Source organism: Gordonia oleivorans, assembly GCF_040044975.1.
In the GTDB taxonomy this organism is placed as follows: Bacteria; Actinomycetota; Actinomycetes; order Mycobacteriales; family Mycobacteriaceae; genus Gordonia; species Gordonia oleivorans.
Genome location: NZ_JBDZDI010000003.1, coordinates 167,312 through 192,778, shown reverse-complemented (window position 1 = coordinate 192,778; position 25,467 = coordinate 167,312). Strand labels below are relative to the sequence as shown.

The following is a 25,467-nucleotide window of genomic DNA, read 5'->3' as shown; positions in this document are numbered from 1 at the left end:
ATTCGACGCGCTGATCCACCCCAACCGAAAAAGTTCCCGGGAGTTGGTCTACGCTGCGTAGTACATGGGCGCGGCCACGGTGGAAACCGTGGTGTCCGTGGGCGTTCGGCCGATCGGGCCGAGGGTCGGCGGATGTGGCGCGTCCAGGCAGGTCATGTGGCATGCGACTCGTCCGGCGTCTCGTCGCGACGAGCGAGCAGGAAGGCGTGAAATTGGCACACGGTGGACGGCCCCCGGCCCGACGTGTTTCGTCCGCGTCGCGGACGGTGAAGCGGCTCGGGATCGTCGCGATCCTCGCCGTCGGCGCGCTGTTGATGACGGGATGCAGCGGCGAGGAGATCGTGCGGTTTGGCTGGCCGGTCGGTGTGACCCCCGAGGCCGAGGTGATGCGCAAGCTGTGGACGTGGTCGGTCATCGCCGCGTTGCTGATGGGCATCCTGGTGTGGGCCCTGATCTTCTGGACCATCACCTTCCATCGCCACAAGGACGGTAAGGACGAGTTCCCGCGGCAGACGGCCTACAACGTGCCGCTGGAACTGACCTACACCGCCATTCCCTTCGTCATCATCGCGGTCCTGTTCTACTTCACCGTGATCGTGCAGAACCAGGTCGAGAAGAAGACCGACGATCCGAAGGTCGTCGTCGATGTAACCGCCTTCCAGTGGAATTGGAAGTTCGGTTACCGCGAAGCCGAGTTGGGTGGCCAACGCACCGAGTTCCCCAGTGCGCTGGGCAGTCCGTTTGATCTGCAGCTGCAGGAGAACACCCATCACGGCGAGCCCCTTCCGGGTCCGGCCGGCGGACGTGACGACGACATCCGTAACTACCTGCGGTTCGACAAGATCGAGACGCTCGGTACCTCGACCACGATCCCGGTGCTGGTGCTGCCGACCGATCAGCGTATCCAGTTCGAACTGGCCGCCGCGGACGTCGTGCACTCGTTCTGGGTCCCCGAGTTCCTGTTCAAGCGCGACGTGATGCCCTTCCCCGAGCAGAACCACACCGACAACGTCTTCCAGATCGAGAAGATCGAACGTGAGGGCGCCTTCGTCGGGCGTTGTGCGGAAATGTGCGGCACCTACCACTCGATGATGAACTTCGAGGTCCGCGCGGTCTCGCCGGCCGATTTCGAGCGGTACCTGCGCTACCGCGACACGAATCCGGACGCCACCAACGGTGAAGCGCTGCAGGCGATCTGCCAGCAGCCCGAGTCCGTGGTGACCGTCCCGTTCGACACCCGTCGCAAGAGTAATGGCACCGCCACCGCCACCGGCGACCCGAACAACACCCGTATCCCCGGCTGCACCCCTCAAGGAGCGTGACGTCCAATGAAGGTTGAAGCGAGGCTCTTCGAGCTGCTCACGGCGTTCTTCTTCCTCGCCGCCATCATCTACACGCTGTGCACAGTGTTCACCTCGCGTGGCGTCGAGTGGGTCGGTGTGGTCGCCATGTTCTTCAGTGGTGGTTTGACGCTGATCGCGGGCACGTACTTCCGGTTCGTCGCCCGTCGCGTCGAGATCCGTCCGGAAGACTACGAGGATGCCGAGATCGAGGACGGCGCAGGCGAACTCGGTTTCTTCAGTCCGCACTCGTGGTGGCCGATCCTCATCGCCGGTTCGGCCGCGATGTTTGCGATCGCCTTCGCCACCGGCAACATCTGGCTGGCCATTTTCGCGGCCGCCTGCATCATCGGCAGCGCCTGTGGCCTGGTGTTCGAGTACCACGTCGGCCCGGAAAAGCACTGACCGAGAAGCACTGAAAGCTGCTACATACAGCCGCATTCCCCGCGTGGGGATGCGGCTGTTGTGTTGTCTGGTGCACCCGCCATGAACGTTGAGCGCGTTCCACATCAACGGCGCTCTCACCTGACTTCCAAGACGGCGCTGTCAACGCATTCGAGAGCGCTGTCAACGTCGGACAGAGCGCTGTCAACGTCGGACAGAGCGCTGTCAGTGTCGGGGGTGGGCACTGTCAGCGCGGGGTGATGCTCGATCCGTAGATCTGCAGTGCGCGGTAGAAGACGGTGATCGTGGCCTCGTCGTACGACTCGCCGATTTCGCCGTCGTGCGCGATCACCACGGGCTCATCGGCGGTGAAGGTGAACTCGGGAACCTGCATCTCCCGGTAGGCCTGTGATCGCTGCAGACGTCCGGTCAGTAGACCGTAGACGACGCGCAGGAAGGCGAAGCGGGGCCCGGCGACGAGGAACCGGACATCGAGGAGACCGTCGTCGAGGCGTTCACGGCGGGCCGGTGCGAATCCCGACGACCCGTACATCGAGCTGCCCAGCAGGAAGAGGGTGACGTCGAGGTCCTCGTTGTTGACGCGGATACGTTGTGGGCGGGAATGCCGGAGCACGTGCACGGCGGCGATGACCGAGCCCATCGCCTTGCCGGTGCGGCTCTCGACGCGCTGGCGGGTGCGGACGAAATGCGGATAGGCCCCGATCGACGCGGTGTTGAGAATGACCCGGTCGTCGTTGAGGCGGGCGGCGTCCACGCGGCAGATGCGCCCGTCGCGCATCGCGGCGAGGGTGTCGTCGGCGGTGGGAGTGCCGATGTCGCGGGCGAAGTGGTTGAAGGTTCCCGCGGCGAACACCGCAAGCGGGATGTCGGCTGTCAGCGCCGCGGACGCGGCGGTGGCGACGGTACCGTCGCCACCCACGACAGCCAGGACCTGCGCGGACTCCGCCGCGCGATGGGCGGCCGCGGCGTAATCGTCGACCGTGGAGAGATCGACGATGGTGGCCCTCGGGAGTTCGTCGAGGATGCGGCGGCAGATCTGTTCGCCGGAACCCTGCCCGGAAGATGGGTTCACCAGCACGGTGACGCCGGTGCCGTCGCCGATCGAAGGTCCGTCGACGGTGGTCGGCGCCGGAATCGAGATGCGCCGGCGCACGATCGGTGGGGCGACCTGCGCTCCGGCGGTCGCCACCGCCGCGCCGATGCCGAGTCCGATCGCGACATCACCGGGGTAGTGCGCGCCGGTGGCCACCCGCGACAGTCCGACGAGCCCGGCCAACGCAGACAGGGCCAGACCCGCAACGGGGCTCTCGATGGCGACCCCGGTGGCGAAGGCCGCGGCACTCGCCGAGTGTCCCGAGGGCAGCGAATTCGACCGGGGTATCGACCGTCCTCGTCGTGGGACCGGAACCAGCGACGACGAGGGACGTGGGCGTCGCCGAACACGTTTGGCGAACTGGTTGGTCAACACGCTGGTCACCGCCAGCGAACCCACTCCGCGGACCGCGCCGCGTTGCAGGTTCGGTCGGCCGCTGAGACCCATGGCCACCGCGATCGCGAACCAGAGCTTGCTGTGGTCGGCGGCGTGGGTCAGCGGTGGCATCGTCGCATCGAGCAGCGGACTCGGCGATCCGGCGATCGAGTCGTAGATCGCGGAGTCGAGTGAACCCATGCCGCGGGTGACCTTGCGGATCTGGCGGCTCACCGCGCGGCTCTGCCGGCGACCGAGTGGAATGCGGGGCATGGGTTCACCGTATCGGCAGGTGTGCCGTCGTGGAGGTAGTGGGTGGGGGAGGGGAGGGGCGTGGCGAACGCCGACGAGAAGGTCCCCGCTCAGACGCCCGGATGTACCTGTAGCAGGTGGGCGTCCCAGCGGGGACCTCGGTATTCGATTGTGCGGGCGCGATTCTCGCCCTGGACTAGTCCTCGAGCGGATTGCCGCCCTTGGCCTGGAGTTCGCGCAGGGCCTTGGTCTCGGCGATTTCCTGCTCGTGCTCGTGGGCGATGTTGCGGCTCTGCTGCTCCGGCGGATCGGCCGTCAGGATCGAACCCGTGCCCGGTGCACCGGCGGAACCGAGCTTGTTCATCCGCTTCGGGACCGCGGCGCCCTCGTACGGCAACGGGATCGGGTGACCATGGCTGTCGACCGGGCCGAGCGGCTGATGCAGTTCGATGTACTCGCCCTGCGGCAGGCGCTTGATGATGCCGGTCTCGATGCCGTGGGCCAGCACCGCACGGTCGCTGCGTTGCAACGCCAGTGCCCACCGGTAGGCGATGAAGTAGGCGAGTGGCGGAATGACGATCATGCCGATACGCCCGAACCAGGTGACCGCGTTGACGGAGACATGGAACTTCAACGCGATGATGTCGTTCATACACATCAGCGTGAGCAGGATGTAGAAGGAGAACGCCATCGCTCCGATACCGGTGCGGACCGGGGTGTCACGCGGACGCTGCAACAGATTGTGGTGCGCATCGTCGCCGGTCAGGCGCTTCTCGATCCACGGGTAGGCGAACATCCCGACGAACATGAGCGTGATGACCACGACCGTCCAGAACACCGACGGAATTGTGTAGTGGCCCAGATAGAGTTCCCACGCGGGTATCAGACGTACCAGACCGTCGGTCCACATCATGTAGATGTCGGGCTGTGAACCTGCCGAGACCTGCGCCGGGTTGTACGGGCCGAGAACCCACACCGGATTGATCTGGAAGATACCGGCCATGATCGCCAGGATGCCGGTGACCATCGCGAACATCGCGCCACCCTTGGCGGCGAACACCGGCATGATGCGCACGCCGACGACGTTCTTCTCGGTGCGGCCGGGGCCGGGGAACTGAGTGTGCTTCTGGTACCAGACCAGCGCCAGGTGAGCACCGATCAGCGCCAGGATGATGCCCGGGAACAGCAGGATGTGCAGCACGTACAGGCGCGGGATGATGATCTCGCCGGGGAACTGACCACCGAACAACGCCCAGTGAATCCAGGTGCCCACCAACGGAAGACCGAGCACGATGCCACTCATGGCGGCGCGGACGCCGGTGCCGGAGAGCAGGTCGTCGGGCAGTGAGTAGCCGAAGAATCCCTCGAACATCGCCAGGATCAGCAGCAGGCAGCCGATGATCCAGTTGGCCTCACGGGGCCGACGGAACGCACCGGTGAAGAAGATGCGCGCCATGTGGATGATGATCGACGCGGCGAACAGCAGGGCCGCCCAGTGATGGATCTGCCGGACGAACAGGCCGCCACGCACCTCGAACGAGATGTTCAGCGTCGTCTCGTAGGCGCGCGTCATCATCACGCCCTTGAGGGGTTCGTAGTCGCCCTGGTAGATGACCTCACTCATCGACGGGTCGAAGAACAGGGTCAGGTACACACCCGACAGCAGCAGGATGATGAAGCTGTAGAGCGCGACCTCACCGAGCAGGAACGACCAGTGCGTCGGGAAGACCTTGTTGATCTGGCGACGCATGCCCGCGGCGAGGTGATACCGCGAGTCGACCTCTTCGGCCTGCGTTGCCATGCGGTCGGCGATGGTCATGAGTCACGCTCCCAGAATGCCGGTCCGACGGGTTCGATGTAGTTGCCGCGGTTGATGGCGGCGTTGGCGACCATATAGCCCTGATCATTCACCGTGATCGGCAGCTGCGCCAGCGCCCGGGCCGCGGGTCCGAAGACCGGCTTGGCGGAGTCGAGGGCATTGAACTGCGACTGGTGGCAGGGGCAGAGGATGCGGTTGGTGCGCTGCTCGTAGAGCGACGTCGGGCATCCGAGGTGGCTGCAGACCTTCGTATAGGCGAAGTAATCGCCGTAGTTGAAGCTCTCCTGCCCCTTGCGCTTGATCACGCTGACGGCGTCGGCGGGACGCAGACGGATCAACATGACCGGGTTGCTGACGTAACGCAGACCCCAGATCAGCTTGTGGCGGGACTCTTCGGTCTCACCGAGACCGTCGGACACGCGCCACGGGAAGACGGTCTCCATCGCGCCCGAGTCCAGATCCTCGGGACGCACCAGGGCGACCCGCAGCGGATCACCGACGTCGCGGCGCAGGAACACCGTCTCGTTCGGGTCGGTCTTGGAGTTGTAGATCGGCGACCAGCCGGAGTTCCACAGCGGTGCGTCGTCACGCTTGGCCCACGGATTCTTGATGAACCCGCCGAGCGCGGCGACGGTGCCGGTGAGTGCCAGAGCACCGAAGGCGAAGATGCCGCTGCCGATGATCATCTTGCGACGACCCAGGGTGGAGGTGGTCCCGGTGTCCTTGAGCTCGGCGACGATGGTCGCCTTGTCGACGTCACTGGAACCCGGACCGTCGTGACGGTCCTGCACCGAGATCTCCGACGGCAGGAACTTCTTGGTGATCAGCACCAGGGCGACGCCGATCGCGAGGATCGACAGGCCGAAGGTGATGCCCAGCAACGGCGTGTTGAGGGTGTACCACCAGTAATTCGGCTCGTTGGGCATGACGAACTGCCAGTGGTTGAAGCAGAAGATCACGAAGCAGGCCACGGCCGAGATCCCGGCGATGGTCAGCCAGATGGCGACCTGCCGCTCGGCGCGCTTCTCGACGCCGGTGCCCGGCTCGGGATAGCGCTCGCCGCGGTGGATGATCTCCACCCCGTCGAGGTTGGTGCCGAGCTTGACGAGATCGTCATTGCTCATCTGATCGAGTTCGTCCTTGGTGGGGACGTCCTTGCCGCTGGCGCTCATGCTCGAGATCCCATCCACATCGCGGCGGCGACAATTGCCACGACACCGACAAACCACATCACCATGCCCTCGCTGACCGGGCCGAATCCGCCGATGCCGAAGCCACCCTGCGGCTTGGACTCGGTGACGTACTTGATGAAGCCGATGATGTTCTCCTTCTCCTCCGTCGAGAGTTGGCGGTTGGAGAACTTCGGCATGTTCTGCGGGCCGGTCAGCATGGCCGTGTAGATCTGCTGTTCCTTCACGCCGTCGAGCGGGGGAGCGAACTTACCGCCGGACAACGCACCACCACGACCGGTGAAGTTGTGGCAGGAGGCGCAGTTGAGACGGAACAATTCGCCACCCTGGCCGAGGTTGTCACCACGCAGCGATTCCTGTGCGATGACGCGCACGCCGTTCTCGGTCTTGATCGAACCGTCCGGGTTGTGCTCGTACATCACGGTCGGGCCACCGCCCTGCGACTGCACGAATGCGCCGAGCTGGTCGATCTGCGCGGTGGTGAACTTCGGCGGCTTGCGCAGCGCCTGGGCCTCACCGCGAGCGGCGGGCATACGACCGGAGGACACCTGGAAGTACACGGCGGCGTCACCGACACCGAGCAGCGACGGACCGCGGTCGGGCACGCCCTGCAGGTTCGCGCCGTGGCAGGTCACACACGAGGTCTCGTACAGCTGCTTGCCGGCCGTGATCAGCGCGGCGTTGTCGACGTCGGCGGTGGCAACCTGCGGCTTCGGTGTCAGCAGCGACGCGATCATGCCGGCCATGAACAGGCCGGCGAGCAGCAGGAGCGTGCCGCTGGCACGCCGACGCAGCTTGCGTCGCGATTTCGCCTTGCGTGCCGCGGTCGGCGACGGAGTCGACGACGCGACCGTGTCGACGGCGTCTGCTGCGTCGCTATCCGACGATCGCGGTGGAGATGAACTCATCTTGGTCTCTCTACTAGCGGACGGACTCTGGGCTGTGCGGGGGTCATCCCGCGTGAAGATCGGAGTCTTCTCGACGACCGTCGACTCGGCGGATCATCGGATGAAGTAGATCGTGACGAACAGGGCGATCCACACGATGTCGACGAAGTGCCAGTAATACGACACGACGATCGCCGCGGTTGCCTGCGCGGGGGTGAACTTCGACAACTTGGTGCGGATCAGCAGGAAGATAAAGGCCACCAGACCGCCGATCACGTGGAGTCCGTGGAAGCCGGTCGCCATATAGAAGACGGAGCCGTACGCGCTCGAGGAGAGCGTCGTTCCCTCGTGCACCAGGTGGTAGTACTCGTAGCCCTGGCCGCAGACGAAGAAGGCGCCCATCAGGAAGGTGAGGACATACCAGCGCCGCAGGCCGAAGACGTCGCCACGCTCGGCGGCGAACACGCCCATCTGGCAGGTCACCGACGACAGGATCAGGACGGTGGTCACCGGGATCGCGAGCGCGAGGTTCAACTCGGTCGGTTCCGGCGGCCAGCCCTGCTCCGGATTGGCATTGGCTCGCGCGACGAAATACATCGCGAAGAGGCCAGCGAAGAACATCAGCTCACTGGACAGCCACACGATCGTGCCGACACTCACCATGTTGGGGCGGTTGAGTGAGTGCACGCGCGCGGTGATGGCCGTTCCCGAGGTACCTACAGCGCTAGTCACAGAGTGAAGTATGACGGTTCGTAGTACGCGGTGACCACTTGGGTCCGAGATTGGTCGGAACTTTTTCTCTTCTCGCTGGTCGGGGCATGTCGTCACCGACCCGTCGGCGTGTCCTTGGGGGTGCCCGGGACGTGGTTTGCTCGAGGGATGACCCCCTCATTCGACGACGACGCCGCGAGCGGCCCGCGAGACGTCAACGGGCGTCCGATCGAGCCGACCCGATTGCAGCGCATGGCAACACGATTCGGCCGCCGCGGCCCGGCGCCGGGCCTGCGGATCGACGACGCCGATCTGGTGGTGGTGGCCGTCTCGGTCGACGACGCCGCGTCGAGCTCGGCGGTGCTCGAGGCCTCGGCGTGGCGGCCGGAGGAACAGGCGGTGGTGCGACACCTCGTCGTGCTGCCCCATGACCGCGTGACGCAGGCCGTGGCGCTGGCCGCACAGGACGGCTACGCCCGAACCCGGCCGGACGCAGCCGATCTGGCGACGGTCACCGCCTCCGTCGTCATGCGGTCCGGGTCGGAGATCGTGGTCCTCGCGCGTGCGCAGTTGCTCGACGCGCTGCACCTGTCCCAGGAGCGATCCCGAATGGCGAGTCTCGGTGCGCGACACGGCGGCACGGTGGTCGGTTGGCAGGTGCTGCAACGGCAGTAGGCAATTCGGCAGTAGGTGATTCGGTCGACGGGGTAGGTCGGTCGGTGGGTGTGGTCCGATGGGGATCACCGGTCCGTCGCCGGAGACGCATTCGGGTTGCCGAGCGAGATGCGCTCACCCGCCGCGACCGGCTGAGGGCGTCCGAGCACATGCCATAGAGTGCTTGACGTGAAAAGCGCGCAAACCCACACGTGGCCGCAGATTCTCGGCCGGGTCACCGACGGCATCGATCTGAGCGCCGACGAGGCGGCATGGGCGATGAACGAGATCATGACCGACGGCGCGACCGGAGCACAGATCGCGGCGTTCGGTGTGGGCGTCAAGATGAAAGGCGCCGCGCCCGCGGAGTTGCGGGGGCTGGCCGCGGCGATGCTCGAGCACGCCGTGCCCGTGCACGTGACGCGACCGGCCATCGACGTGGTCGGCACGGGCGGCGATCGCTCCCACACCGTGAACATCTCGACGATGACCGCCATCGTCATCGCCGCAGCCGGGGTCGCGGTGGTCAAACACGGCAACCGCGCGGCGTCGTCGAAGAGTGGTGGTGCCGACGTCCTCGAGGCGCTCGGGGTGACCATCGGACTCGGAGCGGATCAGGTGGCCCGGTGTGTCGACGAGATCGGCATCGGGTTCTGTTTTGCGCCGGTGTTCCATCCGGCCTTCCGATTCACCGGTCCGCCGCGGCGCGAGATCGGCATCCCCACTGTCTTCAATGTGCTCGGGCCGCTCACCAACCCGGCCCGGCCGAGCCGCGGACTCATCGGATGCGCGTTCGCCGATCTCGCCGGTGTCCTCGCGCAGGCGTTCGCCGAACGCGATGCGACGGTGCTCGTGGTGCGTGGCGACGACGGGCTCGACGAACTGACCACGACCACCACGTCCACGGTGTGGCAGGTCGTCGGCGGACGCGTGATCCAACTGACCCTCGATCCGCGGGAGTGGGGAATCGACCTCGTCGAACTGTCGGCACTGCAGGGCGGCGACGCCACCGTCAACGCCGGCATCGCCCGCGAATTGTTCGCCGGTGAGCACGGACCGGTCCGCGACGCCGTCCTGCTGAACGCGGCGGGCGCGATCGTGTCGGCGGAGATGACCGAACCCTTCGACGATGCCGGGCTGCGGGCCGCGATGGCGCAGGCGATCGCGCGGGCGGCCCAGACGATCGATTCGGGTGCGGCGGCCGCGCTGCTGGATCGCTGGGCCACGCTGTCCGGCGAACTCGCGGAGAAGTAGTAGGGCGAGCCGGGGTCGGTGGGCTCACGCGCACCCGGAGACGTTCACTCCTCGCCGATGGAGAACCCGCCCTCGACCTCGGAACTGGAGTAACTGCGGAACGCGATGTGGGTGGCGGTGTGGGTGACCCCCGGCAGCCGATTGATCCGTCCCGTCACCACGTCGGCGATCTCGGCGTGGTCGCGCACCTTGATCTTGGCGATCAGATCCACATCGCCCGCGCACGAGTACACTTCGGCGACTCCGGCGATGTCCGCGACGGCCTGCGCCGTCTCCGGGATCTGATGGACATCGGCGTGGATCAGGACGATGGCGGTGATCATGGGATCAGCCTAGTGTTCCGGCCGGTCACTGTTTCCGCCCATCAGCATTTCTGGGGACCCGTCAGTGCTCCGGGGTCCATCGGTGTTCGGGTCCATCGGTGTTCGGGAGCGCCGGGCCGGTGGTGCCGGGATGGCGCCGGACGTCGGGGACGCCGTCCGGCGTACCGGCGGGGCCGGTACCGGGGTCCGGGCGGGCACGGGACGCGACCGCCGACGGCCACCGGATTCCGCGGCATGCCGGGCACACGCCGCCCACCTCGTGCGGCCCTGGGCGGAACCGGCGGGTAGCCACAGCGGCTCACTGGTGGTGACGATGCGCGCCCCCGGTTCGCTGATCCACCGGTAGAGCAGGGCGGCCTCCTCGGGCGAGGCCCCCGTCAGCGGACCGTCGGCGGGGATGACCGTCTCCGCCGACGCGGTCAGCACGTCGATCACCGGCATCGGGGCCACCCCGCGTCGGGCGATGCCGGCCGACGCGAGTCGACCGTGCCGGATCACCGCCAGCTCCCACCCGCGGGCATCGTCGGGTCGGGCGACGACGATCTCGGCGACGCGACACAGCGACGCCAGGCGTTGGGTGCGCGCCAGCACCTCGATGGTCGCGGCGACCCGATCACGGTGCCGCGCGGCGGTCTCGAACATCTGGGCGTCGGTGAGCCGGTCGAGTTCGGCCACCATCGAATCCAGCAAGGCCACGGTGCGGCCGGTCATCAGGTCGTGTGTGGCCTGCACCCGGGGCAGGTAGTCCGGCAGGGTCAGGGGGCCCTCGGATGCCGCCGCACACCCGCCGATGAGGTCGCCACCGTCGGCGGCGGTTCGGCACCAGTGATGGCCGGCGGACGCGGGCAGCCGCGTCCGACAGGTGCGCAGGCCCGATGCCCGGGACATCAGATCGGCGATCTCGGATGCGCGGGTGCGGTTGGGGATCGGACCGACCGCATCGTCGGTGGCGGTGCGGCTGATCTGTAACCGCGGAAAGCGCTCCGCCGTCAGCGTGATCCACCAGCCGCGGTGCGGCTGCGTCGAGCGCCGGTTGTAGGCCGGCGTGTGGGCGGCGATGAGCCGCAACTCTCGCACCCCCGCCTCGAGCGCGTGGGCGCACTCGACGTGATCGACCCGGGTGGCCAACGAGACCATCTCGCCGATCCGGGCCCGCGGGTCCGAACCGGTGAAGTACGACATCACCCGCCGGCGCAGATCGGTCGCGGTCCCGACATAGAGGACCTCGTCAGAGGGTCCGCGAAACAGGTACACCCCGGGTCGGGCGGGGAGGGCGTCGGCCAGATGCCGTTTGGCCCGCAGCCGGGGGTTCCCGCGCGGCAGGTAGGCCGTCAGGTCGCCGTAGGTTCGCACGCCCTGATTCCCGATTCGCTCGAGGAGGTGATGGAGCACCTCCACGGTGGCGCGCGCGTCGTCGAGTGCCCGGTGTGTGGGCCGGACCGACACGTCGAACAACTCCGCCAGCGCACCCAGCCCCACCGTCGGTGCCTCGTCGCGGGTGAGGACGCGACGTGCCAGTCGGACGGTGCACAGGCTGGTGACGAACGGCCACTCCCGCCCGAGGCGGGTGGCGTTGTGCCGGAGGAAGCCGGTGTCGAAGCGCGCGTTGTGCGCGACCAGGAGGCACCCGCGGGCGAATTCGATGAAGGACGACAGCACCTCGGGGATACGCGGGGCGTCGTAGACCATCGCCTCGGTGATCCCGGTCAGCGCGACGATCTTGGGTGGGATCGACCGCTCGGGATCGACCAGGGTGGCGAACTCCCCGATCACCTCACCGCCGCGGACCTTGACCGCGCCGATCTCGGTGATCGCGTCGCGGGCGGGATCACCGCCGGTCGTCTCGAGGTCCACGACCACGAACGTCGTGTCGAACAAGGACTCCTCGCCGAAGGTCGGGTCGGCGGCCACATCATCACCACCGCGGCCGGCCGCGGTCATCAGGTCGGCGAAGGACAACTGAACGGGATCTCCCACCACGGCGCGAACACTAGTTCGCACCACCGACAAGGACTCCTCTCCACGGGCCGACGTCGTCGTCGATCGCGGCATCGGCGAAAACTGTCGGTGGTCATCTCTAGCGTGTGTTCCCGATGGCGGATCGCACGGCGCAACGGCGTCACGCGAGACGTGGCCCCCGAGACATGACCCCCGAGGCATGACTCGGGGTGTCCGCGTGGGGAATCCGGCGTCGACACGGCCAGAGACCGCAAATGAGATGGAGATCACAGATGTACATCGACTGCAGTAGTTGTCCAGGTCGCCGCACCGCGTGTGACGGCTGCATGATGAACGTCCTCATCACCCCTGCGACCAGCGACGACGGGTCGGTTCTGGTGGCGGTGAACGGGGGCGGCGGGCACGCGATCGCCGACGCCGAGATCGGTTCGGCCATCGATGTGTTCATGGCTGCTTCGATGGCGAGCACCGAGGCTGCACGATCGGCAAGGGCGGGCATCGGCCCAGCGTGTGGGCCTGATTCGCGGCCGGGGTTGACGATTCTGCGCGCGGGGTGAATTTCCGGGCGGCAAGGGCACTTTGTCCCCTAGTGGACAGACACGCATCCGATTTCGTAACCTTTCCGAGACCTTCGCGGAGCGTCCTACTTCAACAGAAGTGGTCTGCGGAGATCACCGCTCAATCGCCCGACGGGCGAACCGGGGAACCACACGTTTTCGGAGCAATCCGGATTGGGGTGAATCGCGCCCTGGGCACGGCTGTGCCCGGGTGTGTAGGGCCATTCTCTCGGCCCGAACCCGACAGCTAACTCGGTAGGCGGTCAGGGGAGAACAAAAGGAGAACCTCTTTCGTGGCCAAACATCGTTTGGAACAGCCGAATCGCGGAGGCGTCGCCAAGAAGGCGATGATCGCGGGCTCGTTGACCGTCGGCTCGCTTGCTGTCGCCGCCGGTCCGGCCCTGGCCGCACCGGCTCCGGCGCCCAGCGCCACCATCGAGATCCCGAACCTGGGGAAGTTCACGCTGCCCGGCGTCGACCAGAACCAGGTTCCCAGCCAGTTCCGGCCCGGCGGCGGCGGAATCATCACCCCGCAGCTGACCGCGGGACAGAAGGCTGTCCAGGCCGCGGAAACCAAGATCGGTGCCCCGTACAGCTACGGCGCAGCCGGACCCAACGCCTTTGACTGCTCGGGTCTCGTCTACTGGTCCTACCAGCAGGCCGGGAAGACCCTCCCGCGTGACAGCTACGGCCAGCTCGGCGGTGGCCGTGCGGTGAACTACGCCGACGCCCAGCCCGGTGACGTCCTCATCTTCAACGGTGGCGGACACGCGGGTCTCTACATCGGCAACGGCCAGTTCATCCACGCCTCGACCTACGGCGTGCCGGTGCAGAAGGCATCGGTCAAGGAGTGGTCGCTGGTGGGAGTTCGGCGGTACTGAGTCCACGTACCGGTTGGACGTGTGAACATGTATCGGGCGGATCGCGCACAGCGCGATTCGCCCGAGCCTGTCGTCGGCGGGGGATGACGTCCACCTATCGGGATGTGGCCGAGCGACGGGGTAGCAAGGGAGTGTGGTGACAACCGTGAGAGCGGGATCGACGAGCGGCGTGATGGGATCGGCCCGATGGGTCCTCACGACCGTCCTCGCGGCGGTCGTGATCGCCATGGCGCAGCTCGGTGGGTTGGTCGGTGTGCCGGAGGCCGCCGCGCAACCGCAGACCGCCGATCAGTTGCTGACCCGGTACCGGGCGCTGAGCCAGGAGGCCGAGAAGTCGGCCGAGGCCATGCACAACGCACAGATCGAGTACGACAAGCAGCGACGCATCGTCGTGCAGTCCCGCCAGGCCGCCGCAGCAGCCCAGACGACCTTGGATCGGTCCGAGGCGACGTTGTCGTCGGTGCAGCAGCGCTTCGACTCGCTGATCCGGGTCAGTTATATGGGTGGCCGCTCCAATCGCCTCTACGCGGTGCTGACCAGCGATTCGCCGCAGTCCCTGCTCGATCAGATGTCGGGGCTGGAAATGGTCTCCAGGCAGACCGCGGCCCAACTCGCGACTCTGAAGAAGACCCGGGCGCAGACGGTGTCGGCCCGCGACGAGGCCAACGCCACCGCGGCGACGGCCACCCAGGCCGTCACCGAGGCCGAGCGGGTCCGTGGTGACCTGCAGAAGCGTCAGGCCGAACTGCAGTTGCAGGCGGCGCAGATCCGGGTCATCTATCAGTCGATGACCGGCAAGCAACTCGCCGCGTTGGCCGGCCCCCGATTCGACTTCGACCCGGCCGCGATCCCGCGGGGCACCTCCCCGGCGCTGGTGGCCGTACAGGCCGCGCTGACGCGTATCGGTGATCCGTATGTGTGGGGTGCGACCGGTCCCAACTCGTTCGACTGTTCGGGACTGATGGTCTGGGCGTACAAGCAGGCCGGCAAGACGCTGCCGCGTTCCAGTGAGGCGCAGATGGCCTCGGGGACGGCGGTGGCGCGGCAGGATCTGCAGCCCGGCGACCTCATCATCTATTACTCCGATGCCCACCACGTCGGGATGTACGTGGGCGACGGTTACGTGATTCACGCCTCGACCTTCGGGGTTCCGGTGAAGGTCGTGCCGATCGACGACGCCGGGCCGTTCAACGCCGGTCGTCGGTACTGAGCAGTTCCGAGGTGACCCGTCGCCGCGCCGATCGTCGTCGCGGAACGATCCGCCATCCCGCGTTGCCGTGCGTGATCGTCATCATCGTTGTCGCACTGGGGTTGTCGGCGTGCGGGGGCGAATCGTCGACCACGTCGCCGTCGAGTCCGGGAGCATCGCCGACGACGTCGGAGACCACGACGAACATCTATCTGGAACAGCGAACCGCCGGCGTGCGGGACATGCTCACCTCGCTGTCACGCGTCCTGACCGACGGCACCCCCGCCGATCTCGATGCGCTCGTCGACCCCTCGGCGACGGCCGCGTTCCGCGCCGGCCTGCACACCGTGCAGGCCAACCTCTCGGCGGCGGTGTTCCGCGCCGACCCGGCTCGTGTACCCCGCGGAACCCGGTTGGTGCTCAGGGACTTTCGATACGAGCCGGCACCCACCGAGGAAGCCGAGACGCAGGTGGGCGCCGATGTCCGGCAACGGCTCGACGAGCAGGGGAGTTCCGACGACTGGGTGGCCCCGGTGGAGATCCACAGTGCGCTCGGCGGTGCGGCGAATCCCGGGATCGACGAGGAGCCGGTGGTCGTCACCACCCAGCTCGTCGTCGCGCGCTACGGCGATGACTGGAAGGTGGTCGGCGACGCCACTCTGGTCGGCGAGCCCGCACCAACGGCCCAGCTGTGGAACGTGCCGGGGCTGGCGGCGTCCGACGTTCCCACACTCGGCGGCACCTCGGTGATCGGCTCCTACCCGGACACCGGCACCCTCATCGAGCGGATCGGCCGGTCGCTGCCGGGTGCGGTGCGCGCGGTGACCGCCTGGTGGGGACCGCGCTGGCCACGCCGCGCGGTGGTCGTCGCCACCGCCACCGACGACGAGTTCCGGACGTTGGCCGGTACCGCCTCGGACACCGGTGCCGCAGCGGCCACCATCTATGCACATCTCGATCTGTCCGCGGCCAGTGCCACCGGACAGCGGATCGTCCTCACCCCCGAGGTTGCCGACCTCCCCGATCCGGCGCTGGAGGTGGTGCTGCGCCACGAACTCACCCACGTCGCGACGCGGGCGCAGACCGCCCCCACCGCCCCGATGTGGATCACCGAAGGCGTCCCGGAGTACGTGGGGCGCAAGGGAACCTACACGCGCCTCGAAGACGCCGCCCCCGACCTCGCGGCCGCGGTACGGTCCGGCCGGACACCGGCCGGTCTGCCCGCCGATGAGCAGTTCGCGGTGGACAGCGACGCCTCACGCCTCGCGTATCAAACCGCGTGGTCGATGGCGGCGTTTGTCGCCGGCCGCTTCGGCGAGGAGAAACTCAGGTCGCTCTACGTCGGCGTCGCCGCGAGCGGGGAACAGGCCCGCCAGGATGCGGCGATCGCGGCGACACTGGGGATTCCGCGCGACACACTGGTCGGGCAGTGGCGCGCGTGGCTGACCCGTGAACTCCGGTGACCATCGTGATCTGATCACCGTATGGTGAGGTGGTGACGCACCGAACCCTGTTGGTGACCAATGACTTCCCGCCCCGTCAGGGGGGTATCCAGTCGTATCTGCAGAATCTCGTGGATCGGCTCGATCCGGAGAACGTGGTGGTGTATGCACCGCGGTGGCGGGGGAACAGTCACGTCGACTTCGACGCGTCGGTGCCGTATCGGGTGTACCGGCATCCCACCACCCTGATGTTGCCGACGCCGTTCGTGGCCCGTCGGGCGGCGAAGATCATTCGGGAGGAAGGGATCTCGACGGTGTGGTTCGGGGCCGCCGCGCCGCTCGCGATGCTCGCCGGACATCTTCGCAAGGCCGGGGCGAGCCGGGTGATCGCCTGCACACACGGCCACGAGGTCGGCTGGTCGATGCTGCCCGGAGCGCGAAGTGTATTGCGGTACATCGGGACTCACACCGACACCGTCACCTTCGTCAGTCGCTACACGCGTGGACGTTTCGCGTCGGCGTTCGGTCCGCAGGCCTGCCTGGAGTACCTCCCACCCGGTGTGGACATCGAGCGGTTCGCGCCGGATGCGGCGGCGCGGCAACGGATTCGGAGCGAGCTGGGTCTCGGTGACCGTCGCACCGTGCTCTGCCTGTCGCGTCTGGTACCCCGCAAGGGGCAGGACGTGCTGATCCGGGCGTTACCGCTGATCCGGTCGGAGATCGACGACGCGGTCCTCGTCATCGTCGGTGGTGGACCCTACGCCGATCGACTGCACGAGATCGCCCGCGAGGAGGGGGTGGCCGAGCATGTGATCTTCACCGGGTCGGTTCCCGCCGCCGATCTCGCCGCCTACCACACGATCGCCGACGTCTTCGCGATGCCGTCGAGGACCCGCGCCGGCGGACTCGACGTGGAGGGGTTGGGCATCGTCTACCTCGAGGCGTCGGCCACCGGAGTGCCCGTGGTCGCGGGGCTCTCCGGCGGCGCACCGGAAACCGTCCGGGAAGGCGTCACCGGCACCGTCGTCGACGGCACCGATGTGGCCGGTGTGGCGCTCGCGCTCATCGGTATCCTCTCCGATCCGGTTGCCGCTGCCGAGATGGGCAGGCAGGGAAGGATTTTCGTCGAAGAGAATTGGCAGTGGTCACAGCTGGCGGCGCGGTTGCGTCAACTCCTGTGACCTCGCCGGTGCACCACCGGGGTGCTACCGCTTGGTGTACAACGACTCGATGTCGTCGGAGAACTTGTCGACGACGACGTTGCGCTTGACCTTCAGCGTCGGCGTCATCTCGCCGGTCTCCTCGCTGAAGTCCTCGGGCAGAATCCGGAACTTCTTGATGGCCTCGGCGTGACTGACGGTCTTGTTGGCCTCGTCGATGGCGGCCTGGATGGCGGCACGCAGATCCGGGTCGTCGGACAGGTCGGACACACTCGCGTCGGCGGGCTTGTTGTTGCGTTCCTTCCATCCGGGGAAGGCCTCCGGATCGATGGTGATCAGGGCGGCGATGAACGGCTTGGCGTCCCCGACGACGACGGCCTGGGAGATCAGTGCGTCGGCGCGCATCACGTCCTCGAGCCCGGCCGGTGACACGTTCTTGCCGCCGGCGGTGACGATGAGTTCCTTCTTGCGGCCGGTGATCCGGAGGAATCCGTGTTCATCGAGCGAGCCGAGGTCGCCGGTGTGGAACCAGCCGTCCTCGACGGCGGCGGCGGTGGCCTCGGGATTACGCCAGTACTCGGCGAAGACGACGTCGCCGCGGAGCATGATCTCGCCGTCCTCGGCGATCCGGACGGAGTTGCCCGCCAACGGTTTCCCGACGGTGCCCACCTTGACCGCCCCGGGCGTGTTGACGGTGACCGCGGCGGTCGTCTCGGTCAGGCCGTAGCCCTCGTACACCGGGATGCCCACGCCACTGAAGAAGTAGCCGAGTCGCGCGCCGAGCGGTCCGCCGCCGGAGATGGCGAGCTCACACTGGCCGCCGAGGGCGGCGCGCAGCTTGGCGTAGACGAGTTTGTCGAAGACGGCATGCTTGGCGCGCAACAGGATTCCGACGTTCCCGCGTTCGGAGGCGGCGGCGAAGGCGACGGCGGTGTCGGCGGCGAGATCGAAGATCTTGCCCTTGCCGCCGTCGTGGGCGCCCTGACGGGCGGAGTTGTAGACCTTCTCGAAGACGCGGGGCACCGACAGGATCAGCGAGGGGCGGAAGGCCGCGAACTCCGGGACCAGCGCGGAGACGTCGTGGGTGAAACCGACCTCGACGCCGGCCTCCAGGGCGACCAGGGTGATGGCGTGCGCGAGCACGTGCGCCAGGGGCAGGAACATCAGCAGGCGCTTGCCGTCGCCGAGCAGCGTCGACAGGTCCCCTTCGAGGACCCCGCGGACCTCGGAGAGCATGTTCGCGTGGGTGAGTTCGCATCCCTTGGGGCGGCCGGTGGTGCCGGAGGTGTAGATCAGCGTCGCCGGGGTGGTGGCACCGACCGAGGCCCGTCGTTTGACGATCTCCTCGTCGTCGATGTCGGCGCCGGCGGTTCGGAGGTACTCGATGGCACCGGTCCCGTCGGCGACGTCGATCTGGAGTGCCCGGACCTGCTGCGGGACCCCGGTGACCTGATCGAACTGCACGCGATGCTCGGCGTCCTCGAGGATGATCGTGGTCGCCCCGGAATCCTGCAGGATCCACTCGATCTGACCGGCCGACGACGAGTCGTAGATCGGCACGGTGATCGCGCCGGCCGACCAGATGGCGAAGTCGAGGAGGATCCAGTCCAGGCGGGTCCGGCACAGCAGCGCGACCCGATCACCGGGATTGACGCCGACGGCGGCGAGACCCTTGGCCAGTTCGGTGATGCGCCGGGCCACGTCGTCGGCCCGCACCGGCTCCCACTGCCCGCCGCGCTTCTCGCGGAACACCGTCTTGGCCGGATTGCGCTCGGCGATACCGAAAATGATCGAGGTGGCGTTCTCGTCAGTCCCGATGGTGAATGAGGCGGGAACGCTGTACTCGCTCATGTGTGGACCCTTTCCGCATCGAAATCATGGGTTACTCCATGTTAACCAACGCGCTCACCGCGTTCGCCGGGCACGTCCCGGGGACCGGTGCCCTACCGATGCCGAGGCCGAGTATGTGAAGCTAAGACCGTGACGAGCATTCAGGTGGCGGACGACACCTTTGTCGCCGCGGCGCCGGAGCTGGTGGCCGGGGTGGTCGGGGATCGGGGCAGATGGCGGCGCTGGTGGCCGGATCTGCGTCTGGAGGTCGTCGAGGACCGTGGGCCCGCCGGCGTGCGGTGGCGGGTGTCCGGGCCGTTGTCGGGGACGATGGAGATCTGGTGTGAGCCGGTGCTCGACGGATTCGTGCTGCATTACTTTCTGCACGCCGAACCGACCGCCGCGCTGCCCACCGACGACCCGGCACGGATGCGCGCGGTGGCCGAGCTCAATCGGCGACGCCGGGTCGCGGGCAAGGTGATGGCGTTCGAGGTCAAGGCCGACCTCGAGGGGCTCCGCGGCGCGGGTGAACCGGCCGTCGACGCCGTGCAGGCTGGTCACTGATGGCCGACCACACCGAGCGGTCGGTGATCGTCAACGCCGATGCCGCCGACGTCATGGCGGTGATCGCGGATTTCGAGAACTATCCGCGATGGGTGAGTGCGGCCCGTGAGGTCGAGGTGACCGAACGTGATGGCGCCGGCCGTCCGCGGCAGGTGCGGTTCGTCCTCGATGCCGGTGTACTGCAGGACACCTACGAATTGCGCTACGAGTGGGACGACGACAACTCCGGGGTGTCGTGGAGACTGGTGTCCAGTGACCTCCAGCGTGATCAGCGGGGCCGCTACGAGGTCACCCAGCAGGTGCCTGGGTCGACGAAGGTGACCTACACCCTGATGGTCGACCTGGTGGTGCCGATGATCGGCCAGCTCAAACGGCGTGCGGAGAAGGCCATCACCGACACCGCGCTCAACGACCTGAAGAAGAGGGTCGAAGGCTGATCGATCTCACCCCCATCCACCTGGTGCTGGGTCCGGGCGGCTCCGGGATCTCGGTCGTCGCGGCAGCCGGAGCCATGCGTCGTGACCGCGGCACCCGACGCCGGTCTCCGACGCCGCTGACCCCACCGGACCGGCACACACTGCTGATCACGGTCGATCGATTGTCGGCGACGCCGGATCTTCTCGGCGTCTTCCGGGTGTCCGGTGAACCGGTCGCGGTCGCGTCCGGACTGCATCTGCTGACGCTGGACCGGCTGGATCTGCTGGAACACACATGGACGGCCTTCGGGTCGCTGCTGGGTATGAGCGTGCGCGAATCCAAGGTGGCACTGCCCATCGTGAGCACCATCGCCGGTATCGACGCGGCCGAGCTCGCATCGCTTCCCGGCGTCGAGGAGTTCTTGTTGCTCAAGCGGATTCGCGATGAGGCGACGAGCGGCGACTGGCAGCGTGTGGTGGTGGACCTGTCGGGTACGGGTGATCCGTTCGCGGTGCTGCGCGCGCCCGCGGTGCTCGGTCAGGCGCTCGAACGCCTCTGGCCCCGGCACCGGCGGCTGGCCGCGGCCGCGGAGAAGCCGCTCTGGGCGCAACTGACCGCGGCGATCGACGCGATCGCCCGCGACTGTGACGACATCACCGAGCTGCTGGCCGACGCCGACGTGGTGGCCGCCCACCTCGTCGTCTCGGCCGATCATCGCGGCGGACGGGTGCTGTCCCGCCACCTCGCCGTCGCCGACGTGATGGGGTTGCCGGTGCGTTCGGTCGTCGTCAACGAGGGCGTGTGCGCGGGGCCGGCGGCGGTGGTGACCCCCGAGGATCCGCAGCTGTCGCTGGTGACGGTGGCCGCGGCGGACGCGCCGGTGGACCGGCCGGCACGACTGCGCAGACTTGCTGTGGCACTGGCGAAACCGACAGGCCAGGCACGCGGGAGCGCGGACCCGACGGTCGTCACGATCTCGGGTGCCGGGGTGGATTCGGTGTTCGAGATGGCCTGGTCGCAACGGCTGCCGGACCCGCAGCGCTTCGACCTCGGGCGCAGCGGCGACGACCTGTTGGTCACCGTCGACGGGTTCCGGTACGGCGTTCGTCTGCCGTCGGTCCTGCGGCGCTGCGTCGTCCGAACCGCCCGGTGGGACGGGACGCACGTGCGGGTGCAGTTCACTCCCGACCCCGCCGTCTGGCCCCGCGATCGCGGGTCCTGAGCGGTCCCTTCGCTTCAGCGCCCCGCTGATGCAGGGGGGTGGGTTCACCGGGTACCGTGCCATTGCACGATCCGCCACCACCGGACACGATCCGCCACTGCACGAACATTGACGGCCGAGGCTGCCACCCCTTTGCCTCGCCGAGATGGAGCACACATGGGAACCGACGACAGCGGGCACACCGGCAACGGTGCGCCCGGGTCCCCCTCGGGTTCGCATCAGTCGGGTTCGTATCAGTCGGGTTCGCGCCGCCACGAGACGGTGGGCGATCCGCTGCGCGATCTGCTGTTGGCGCTGGCCGCCCAGATCGACACCGTGGCGTCGTGGTTCGGCACGGGCAACGCCGGTGCGCGCACCGCCGCGGCAGGTTCGGGGTCGGCAGGTTCGGTCCCCGGCATGGATTCTTTTGTGCGCGAAGGCTTCGGTGCCGACGCCATCGGCGAGATCGGTTCGCTGATCCGGGAGATCAGTGATCTGTTGGCCCGGCTGATCGCGGCCCTCATCACGGTGCTCGAGGCCGTCGTGGAGGCGCTGCGCAGCGTTCCGCCCGAGAACGCGCCGCCGCCGCGTCACTACCAGCCGATCACCGTGCAACTCGATGTTCCGCCGTCGCGCCCGGGTCCGGGTTCGCGTCCCGGTCCGGGTGCGGCCGACAGTTCTCGCGTCGATCCGTGGCCGCGGCCGGCCCCGGGGACGCCGGAAGGTGAGATGTGATGAGTGAGCTCACGATCGGAATCGACATCGGCGGCACCAGTGTTCGCGCCGCGGTCGTCGACGACGCCGGGGTCATGCTCGACACGCTGCGCGCGGCGACACCGCCGACGGCCCTCGCCCTCGAACACTGCCTGGACCGGCTGGTCGGTGAACTCACCTCGCGGTGGTCGGCCGGTGCCGTGGGGATGGCGATCGCCGGATTCCTCACGCCCGACCGGCAGATCGTGCGTTTCGCCCCGCACCTGCCGTGGCGGGAGGCGGCGGTGGCGCAGGAGATGACCGCCCGGATCGGGATTGCGGTGTTCACCGAACACGATGCGAACTCCGCCGCGGTCGCCGAACAACGATTCGGCGCCGCCGCACGCGGCCACAATGCCCTGGTGCTCGCGATCGGCACCGGCATCGGTGCCGGTCTGCTCATCGACGGGCGGATCTACCGCGGCAGTTTCGGTGTCGCTCCCGAACTCGGTCATCTCACGGTCGTCCCGGACGGCAGGCAATGCTCGTGCGGCAAGCGGGGTTGCTGGGAAAGGTATTGCAGCGGAACGGGTCTGGTGGACACCGTGGTGGAGCTGCTGGCCGACGGTGATTGGGGACGCAGTCAGCTGGCCGCCGATGTGGCCGCCGATCCGGGCTCGTTGACCGGACGCCGGGTGGCCGGTGCGGCCGCCGACGGCGACGCCGTGGCGGTGGCCGCGTTCGCCGCGTTCGCGGCCTCGCTGGGTCAGGGCCTGGCGATGATCGCCGACGTCTTCGACCCCGATCTGATCGTGATCGCCGGTGGTGTGGGGTCGGCGTCGGGGCTGTACCTGGACGAGGCGCGCGAACACTACGCGCGTCTGGTCACCGGGGCCGGGCACCGTCAACTCGCCCGTATCCGGGGCACGCAATTGGGGGAGAATGCCGGTGTCCTCGGCGCGGCCGAGGTGGCCCGTCAAGGTCTGGCGGCACTTCGGGGACAGACGGCCGATGCCGCACCGGCGGCAGCGGTGAATGAGTAATGTTCCAACCGGGCCGAGGCGCGCTCACGGCGTGATGGAAGGTACTGAAAAGACCGATGTGGTACTACGCGTTCAAGTATGTGTTCCTGGGGCCGATCCTGCGGGTGCTGGGGCGTCCGACGGTGGAGGGTCTGGAGAACATCCCGGCCCGCGGACCCGCCATCCTGGCGAGCAATCACCTTGCGGTGATGGACAGTTTCTTCCTTCCGCTGATGTGCCCGCGCCGGATCTACTTCCTCGCCAAGGCGGAGTACTTCACCGGCCGCGGCCTCAAGGGCGCGTTCCAGCGGTGGTTCTACACCGCCGTCGGCCAGATCCCCATCGACCGGTCCGGGGCCGAGGCCGCGGCCGGCGCGCTGACCGCGGCGAGCCGGCAGTTGGAGAAGGGTGAGCTGATGGGGATGTATCCGGAGGGCACCCGGTCACCGGACGGCCGTCTCTACAAGGGCAAGACGGGGCTGGCGCGTATCGCGCTGGAGACCGGTGTGCCGGTGATCCCGATCGCGATGATCGGCACCGACAAGTTCAATCCGCCGGGGACGGTGCTGCCGCGACCGACCCGGGTCATCGTGAAGGTCGGCAAGCCGCTGAACTTCGACCGCTACGAGGGCATGCAGGGCAATCGGTTCATCGAGCGTGCGGTCACCGACGAGATCATGTACGAGCTCATGCGTTTGACGGGTCAGCAGTACGTCGACGTGTACGCGGCGTCGCTGAAGGAACGCAAGCAGCCCGAACACCCGAAGGAGACCACGGCGGCCTGATCACCTCCTGTCCGGGCGGGGTGGCTGCCCGGACGGGGTGGCGTTCACCGAGGCTCGGTGAGCGCTTGTACGCCTCAGCGCGTGTGGCTGTCGGCCAGGGTGCGATCGGCCCCCGCGCGTCCGGCGGTGTCGGCCGAGGCGGTGGTGTACGGCAGGCGCCAGATCAGCACGAGCGCGGCGATACCCCAGATCGAGTACGAACTTCCGACGATGTGGCCCCATACCGACCACGTCGAGGAGTCCTGCGCCAGGAACTGGAACGGGCCCAGCGAGAACAGGATCAGCCCGGTCACTGCCAATGTCAGGTAGCCGATCCGGCCGGCCCGTGAGGTCGTGCGCGCCGCGACGGTCACCGCTGTGAGGATCAGCGGGATCGCCCACACCCAGTGATGCGCCCACGACGTGGGAGAGACGAGCAGTCCCCAGAGCGCGACCACGCAGGTCGCCAGGACCGCGTTGATGCGGGCGGTGGTGCCGGCCCGGGCGCGGAAGGACTCCACCGGGTGGCAGGCGTGCACGGCGCACACCGCCAACGCGGTGATGACCAGCGCGCTGATCACCCACGCGATCTGACCGTCGAGTCCGGGCAGGATGCGAATCCACGCGGCGTTGAGGTTCTGATTGATCCGGCCGGCCGGATCACCGATGCGGGTGGTGTGGAACAGCGTGTGCGTCCAGTACCCGTAGGAGTCGTGCGGCAACCACACCCACGCGAAGGCTCCGGCGAGCACGAAGGTGGCCGCGGCGGTCGCCACCGCACGCCACCGTCGGGCGACGATGAACACCCCGATGAACACCAGGGGCGTCAGTTTGATGGCCGACGCCAACCCGATGAGAATTCCCTGCCCGCGGGTCCACGGGCGGCGCAGCCGGGTGATCACGAAGATGTCGACGATGATCATCGCCATCAGGATCACGTTGACCTGGCCGAAACCGAGGGTCATCCACACCGGATTGAGCCACAAGGTCCCGGTGGCGATGAGAAGGGCCAACCACCAGCGGTTCCCGCGGTTACCGATCGACAGCAGTGTCGCCACGATGTGCAGGATCACCACCACCAGGGCGGTGGTCACCACCGACATGATCACCCCGGCCACCGGCAGCGGCATGGCACCCAGCGGCACGAATCCGAGGGCCGCGAACGGCGGATAGGTGAACGGCAACCAGATGCCATCGCTGGTGAAGGGCATCGATCCGTCGGCGTAGAGGCTCTGACCGTCCTGCCAGATCTGTGCGCCGATCCGGTAGACGTCGAGGTCGATGCGGGTGCGGGTACCGAAGTTGGAGGTGAACGGCACCCCGAACATCTGCATCCCCGCCGACACTGCGAAAGCCACGCCGATGAGCACGCGCACCGCACGCGAGGGCGACCAGCGGCGCAGTCGCTCGTCGAGTGCGGTCAGCGGAGCGTTCATGGCCTTCGTTTCTTCCGGTGATGTCCACTCGGATGGCGGGTGCGCATAC

General features: G+C 67.6%; 24 protein-coding genes and 1 riboswitch. Of the genes, 15 read left to right on the top strand and 9 right to left on the bottom strand.

From position 1 onward, the window contains the following. The first annotated feature begins 266 nt into the window (after positions 1-266). Together ctaC and ABLE92_RS07430 are read left to right on the top strand one after the other, a co-directional pair. On the top strand, positions 267-1,322 hold the full coding sequence (ctaC, locus tag ABLE92_RS07435) for an aa3-type cytochrome oxidase subunit II (RefSeq protein WP_348804261.1): 1,056 nt from the start codon (positions 267-269) through the stop codon (positions 1,320-1,322). A 6-nt stretch (positions 1,323-1,328) separates the two neighbouring features. Beyond that, entirely contained in the window at positions 1,329-1,745 is a 417-nt protein-coding gene (locus tag ABLE92_RS07430) for a cytochrome c oxidase subunit 4 (protein ID WP_348804126.1), read from the top strand. Between the two features lie 226 nt (positions 1,746-1,971). Here ABLE92_RS07430 and ABLE92_RS07425 read toward each other — a convergent pair whose 3' ends face one another. From ABLE92_RS07425 to ctaE, 5 genes are all read right to left on the bottom strand, one after another. Beyond that, a complete protein-coding gene (locus ABLE92_RS07425; protein ID WP_348804125.1) occupies positions 1,972-3,486 on the bottom strand; it encodes a bifunctional phosphatase PAP2/diacylglycerol kinase family protein in 1,515 nt (504 codons plus the stop codon). Between the two features lie 175 nt (positions 3,487-3,661). Beyond that, positions 3,662-5,284, bottom strand: a complete 1,623-nt coding sequence (qcrB, locus tag ABLE92_RS07420) for a cytochrome bc1 complex cytochrome b subunit (RefSeq protein ID WP_348804124.1) — start codon at positions 5,282-5,284, stop codon at positions 3,662-3,664. Beyond that, positions 5,281-6,456: a cytochrome bc1 complex Rieske iron-sulfur subunit gene (qcrA, locus tag ABLE92_RS07415; protein ID WP_348804123.1), complete on the bottom strand. Its 1,176-nt coding sequence runs from the start codon at positions 6,454-6,456 to the stop codon at positions 5,281-5,283. Before qcrA ends, qcrB begins: the two co-directional genes overlap by 4 nt. Then, positions 6,453-7,382 (bottom strand): cytochrome bc1 complex diheme cytochrome c subunit, encoded by a 930-nt coding sequence (qcrC, locus tag ABLE92_RS07410; RefSeq protein ID WP_348804122.1) that lies wholly within the window; start codon positions 7,380-7,382, stop codon positions 6,453-6,455. Before qcrC ends, qcrA begins: the two co-directional genes overlap by 4 nt. Positions 7,383-7,475: 93 nt before the next feature. Beyond that, positions 7,476-8,093 carry an aa3-type cytochrome oxidase subunit III gene (gene ctaE, locus ABLE92_RS07405; RefSeq protein WP_348804121.1) on the bottom strand — a complete coding sequence of 206 codons (618 nt, stop codon included), beginning with the start codon at positions 8,091-8,093 and terminating at the stop codon, positions 7,476-7,478. Positions 8,094-8,240: 147 nt separating this feature from the next. Between ctaE and ABLE92_RS07400 the strand changes: the two genes are divergently transcribed. Both ABLE92_RS07400 and trpD read left to right on the top strand, forming a co-directional pair. Beyond that, positions 8,241-8,747, top strand: coding sequence for a hypothetical protein (locus tag ABLE92_RS07400; protein ID WP_348804120.1), 507 nt, complete (start codon positions 8,241-8,243; stop codon positions 8,745-8,747). 168 nt (positions 8,748-8,915) lie between these two features. Then, positions 8,916-9,980, top strand: coding sequence for an anthranilate phosphoribosyltransferase (trpD, locus tag ABLE92_RS07395; protein ID WP_348804119.1), 1,065 nt, complete (start codon positions 8,916-8,918; stop codon positions 9,978-9,980). A gap of 44 nt (positions 9,981-10,024) precedes the next feature. Here the strand turns inward: trpD and ABLE92_RS07390 are convergent, their stop codons facing one another. Next, positions 10,025-10,303: an Lrp/AsnC family transcriptional regulator gene (locus ABLE92_RS07390; RefSeq protein WP_348804118.1), complete on the bottom strand. Its 279-nt coding sequence runs from the start codon at positions 10,301-10,303 to the stop codon at positions 10,025-10,027. Between the two features lie 9 nt (positions 10,304-10,312). Then, positions 10,313-12,283 carry a DEDD exonuclease domain-containing protein gene (locus tag ABLE92_RS07385; RefSeq protein WP_425476123.1) on the bottom strand — a complete coding sequence of 657 codons (1,971 nt, stop codon included), beginning with the start codon at positions 12,281-12,283 and terminating at the stop codon, positions 10,313-10,315. 305 nt (positions 12,284-12,588) lie between these two features. Here ABLE92_RS07385 and ABLE92_RS07380 point away from each other — a divergent pair, with 305 nt between their 5' ends. From ABLE92_RS07380 to ABLE92_RS07360, 5 genes are all read left to right on the top strand, one after another. Next, the gene (locus ABLE92_RS07380; RefSeq protein WP_348804116.1) at positions 12,589-12,819 is read left to right on the top strand and encodes a hypothetical protein; all 231 of its coding nucleotides are present in this window, start codon (positions 12,589-12,591) and stop codon (positions 12,817-12,819) included. A gap of 108 nt (positions 12,820-12,927) precedes the next feature. Further along, positions 12,928-13,096, top strand: a riboswitch (cyclic di-AMP (ydaO/yuaA leader). Positions 13,097-13,112: 16 nt separating this feature from the next. Then, positions 13,113-13,700 carry a C40 family peptidase gene (locus ABLE92_RS07375; protein WP_348804115.1) on the top strand — a complete coding sequence of 196 codons (588 nt, stop codon included), beginning with the start codon at positions 13,113-13,115 and terminating at the stop codon, positions 13,698-13,700. 172 nt (positions 13,701-13,872) lie between these two features. Continuing rightward, positions 13,873-14,910, top strand: coding sequence for a C40 family peptidase (locus tag ABLE92_RS07370; RefSeq protein WP_348804260.1), 1,038 nt, complete (start codon positions 13,873-13,875; stop codon positions 14,908-14,910). Positions 14,911-14,921: 11 nt separating this feature from the next. After that, positions 14,922-16,352 carry a peptidase MA family metallohydrolase gene (locus tag ABLE92_RS07365; protein WP_348804114.1) on the top strand — a complete coding sequence of 477 codons (1,431 nt, stop codon included), beginning with the start codon at positions 14,922-14,924 and terminating at the stop codon, positions 16,350-16,352. A gap of 32 nt (positions 16,353-16,384) precedes the next feature. Continuing rightward, complete coding sequence (locus ABLE92_RS07360; protein WP_348804113.1) at positions 16,385-17,512, top strand: glycosyltransferase family 4 protein; 1,128 nt, start codon at positions 16,385-16,387, stop codon at positions 17,510-17,512. 24 nt (positions 17,513-17,536) lie between these two features. On the opposite strand, the gene ABLE92_RS07355 is transcribed toward ABLE92_RS07360, so the two are convergent. Continuing rightward, entirely contained in the window at positions 17,537-19,342 is a 1,806-nt protein-coding gene (locus ABLE92_RS07355) for an AMP-dependent synthetase/ligase (protein ID WP_348804112.1), read from the bottom strand. 129 nt (positions 19,343-19,471) lie between these two features. Here ABLE92_RS07355 and ABLE92_RS07350 point away from each other — a divergent pair, with 129 nt between their 5' ends. The 6 genes from ABLE92_RS07350 to ABLE92_RS07325 all read left to right on the top strand — a co-directional run bounded on the left by ABLE92_RS07350 (position 19,472) and on the right by ABLE92_RS07325 (position 24,003). Next, positions 19,472-19,885, top strand: a complete 414-nt coding sequence (locus tag ABLE92_RS07350; RefSeq protein ID WP_348804111.1) for a hypothetical protein — start codon at positions 19,472-19,474, stop codon at positions 19,883-19,885. Continuing rightward, positions 19,885-20,322 carry an SRPBCC family protein gene (locus ABLE92_RS07345; protein WP_348804110.1) on the top strand — a complete coding sequence of 146 codons (438 nt, stop codon included), beginning with the start codon at positions 19,885-19,887 and terminating at the stop codon, positions 20,320-20,322. Before ABLE92_RS07350 ends, ABLE92_RS07345 begins: the two co-directional genes overlap by 1 nt. A 20-nt stretch (positions 20,323-20,342) precedes the next feature. Further along, positions 20,343-21,524 (top strand): ArsA-related P-loop ATPase, encoded by a 1,182-nt coding sequence (locus ABLE92_RS07340; RefSeq protein WP_348804259.1) that lies wholly within the window; start codon positions 20,343-20,345, stop codon positions 21,522-21,524. 156 nt (positions 21,525-21,680) lie between these two features. Further along, positions 21,681-22,238: a hypothetical protein gene (locus ABLE92_RS07335; RefSeq protein WP_348804109.1), complete on the top strand. Its 558-nt coding sequence runs from the start codon at positions 21,681-21,683 to the stop codon at positions 22,236-22,238. After that, positions 22,238-23,239: an ROK family protein gene (locus ABLE92_RS07330; RefSeq protein ID WP_348804108.1), complete on the top strand. Its 1,002-nt coding sequence runs from the start codon at positions 22,238-22,240 to the stop codon at positions 23,237-23,239. Before ABLE92_RS07335 ends, ABLE92_RS07330 begins: the two co-directional genes overlap by 1 nt. A 56-nt stretch (positions 23,240-23,295) precedes the next feature. Further along, positions 23,296-24,003 (top strand): lysophospholipid acyltransferase family protein, encoded by a 708-nt coding sequence (locus ABLE92_RS07325; RefSeq protein ID WP_348804107.1) that lies wholly within the window; start codon positions 23,296-23,298, stop codon positions 24,001-24,003. A 74-nt stretch (positions 24,004-24,077) separates the two neighbouring features. Here ABLE92_RS07325 and ABLE92_RS07320 read toward each other — a convergent pair whose 3' ends face one another. Beyond that, a complete protein-coding gene (locus ABLE92_RS07320; protein WP_348804106.1) occupies positions 24,078-25,418 on the bottom strand; it encodes a glycosyltransferase 87 family protein in 1,341 nt (446 codons plus the stop codon). Positions 25,419-25,467: the final 49 nt, after the last annotated feature.

Coding starts and splice junctions, on each gene's coding strand:
- qcrC (WP_348804122.1), bottom strand. CDS start 7,382: ATGAGTTCATCTCCACCGCGATCGTCGGATAGCGACGCAGCAGACGCC.
- ABLE92_RS07425 (WP_348804125.1), bottom strand. CDS start 3,486: ATGCCCCGCATTCCACTCGGTCGCCGGCAGAGCCGCGCGGTGAGCCGC.
- qcrA (WP_348804123.1), bottom strand. CDS start 6,456: ATGAGCGCCAGCGGCAAGGACGTCCCCACCAAGGACGAACTCGATCAG.
- ABLE92_RS07380 (WP_348804116.1), top strand. CDS start 12,589: ATGATGAACGTCCTCATCACCCCTGCGACCAGCGACGACGGGTCGGTT.
- ABLE92_RS07400 (WP_348804120.1), top strand. CDS start 8,241: ATGACCCCCTCATTCGACGACGACGCCGCGAGCGGCCCGCGAGACGTC.
- ABLE92_RS07355 (WP_348804112.1), bottom strand. CDS start 19,342: ATGAGCGAGTACAGCGTTCCCGCCTCATTCACCATCGGGACTGACGAG.
- ABLE92_RS07330 (WP_348804108.1), top strand. CDS start 22,238: ATGAGTGAGCTCACGATCGGAATCGACATCGGCGGCACCAGTGTTCGC.
- ABLE92_RS07430 (WP_348804126.1), top strand. CDS start 1,329: ATGAAGGTTGAAGCGAGGCTCTTCGAGCTGCTCACGGCGTTCTTCTTC.
- ABLE92_RS07345 (WP_348804110.1), top strand. CDS start 19,885: ATGGCCGACCACACCGAGCGGTCGGTGATCGTCAACGCCGATGCCGCC.
- ABLE92_RS07370 (WP_348804260.1), top strand. CDS start 13,873: ATGGGATCGGCCCGATGGGTCCTCACGACCGTCCTCGCGGCGGTCGTG.
- ABLE92_RS07325 (WP_348804107.1), top strand. CDS start 23,296: ATGTGGTACTACGCGTTCAAGTATGTGTTCCTGGGGCCGATCCTGCGG.
- ABLE92_RS07335 (WP_348804109.1), top strand. CDS start 21,681: ATGGGAACCGACGACAGCGGGCACACCGGCAACGGTGCGCCCGGGTCC.
- qcrB (WP_348804124.1), bottom strand. CDS start 5,284: ATGACCATCGCCGACCGCATGGCAACGCAGGCCGAAGAGGTCGACTCG.
- ABLE92_RS07390 (WP_348804118.1), bottom strand. CDS start 10,303: ATGATCACCGCCATCGTCCTGATCCACGCCGATGTCCATCAGATCCCG.
- ABLE92_RS07320 (WP_348804106.1), bottom strand. CDS start 25,418: ATGAACGCTCCGCTGACCGCACTCGACGAGCGACTGCGCCGCTGGTCG.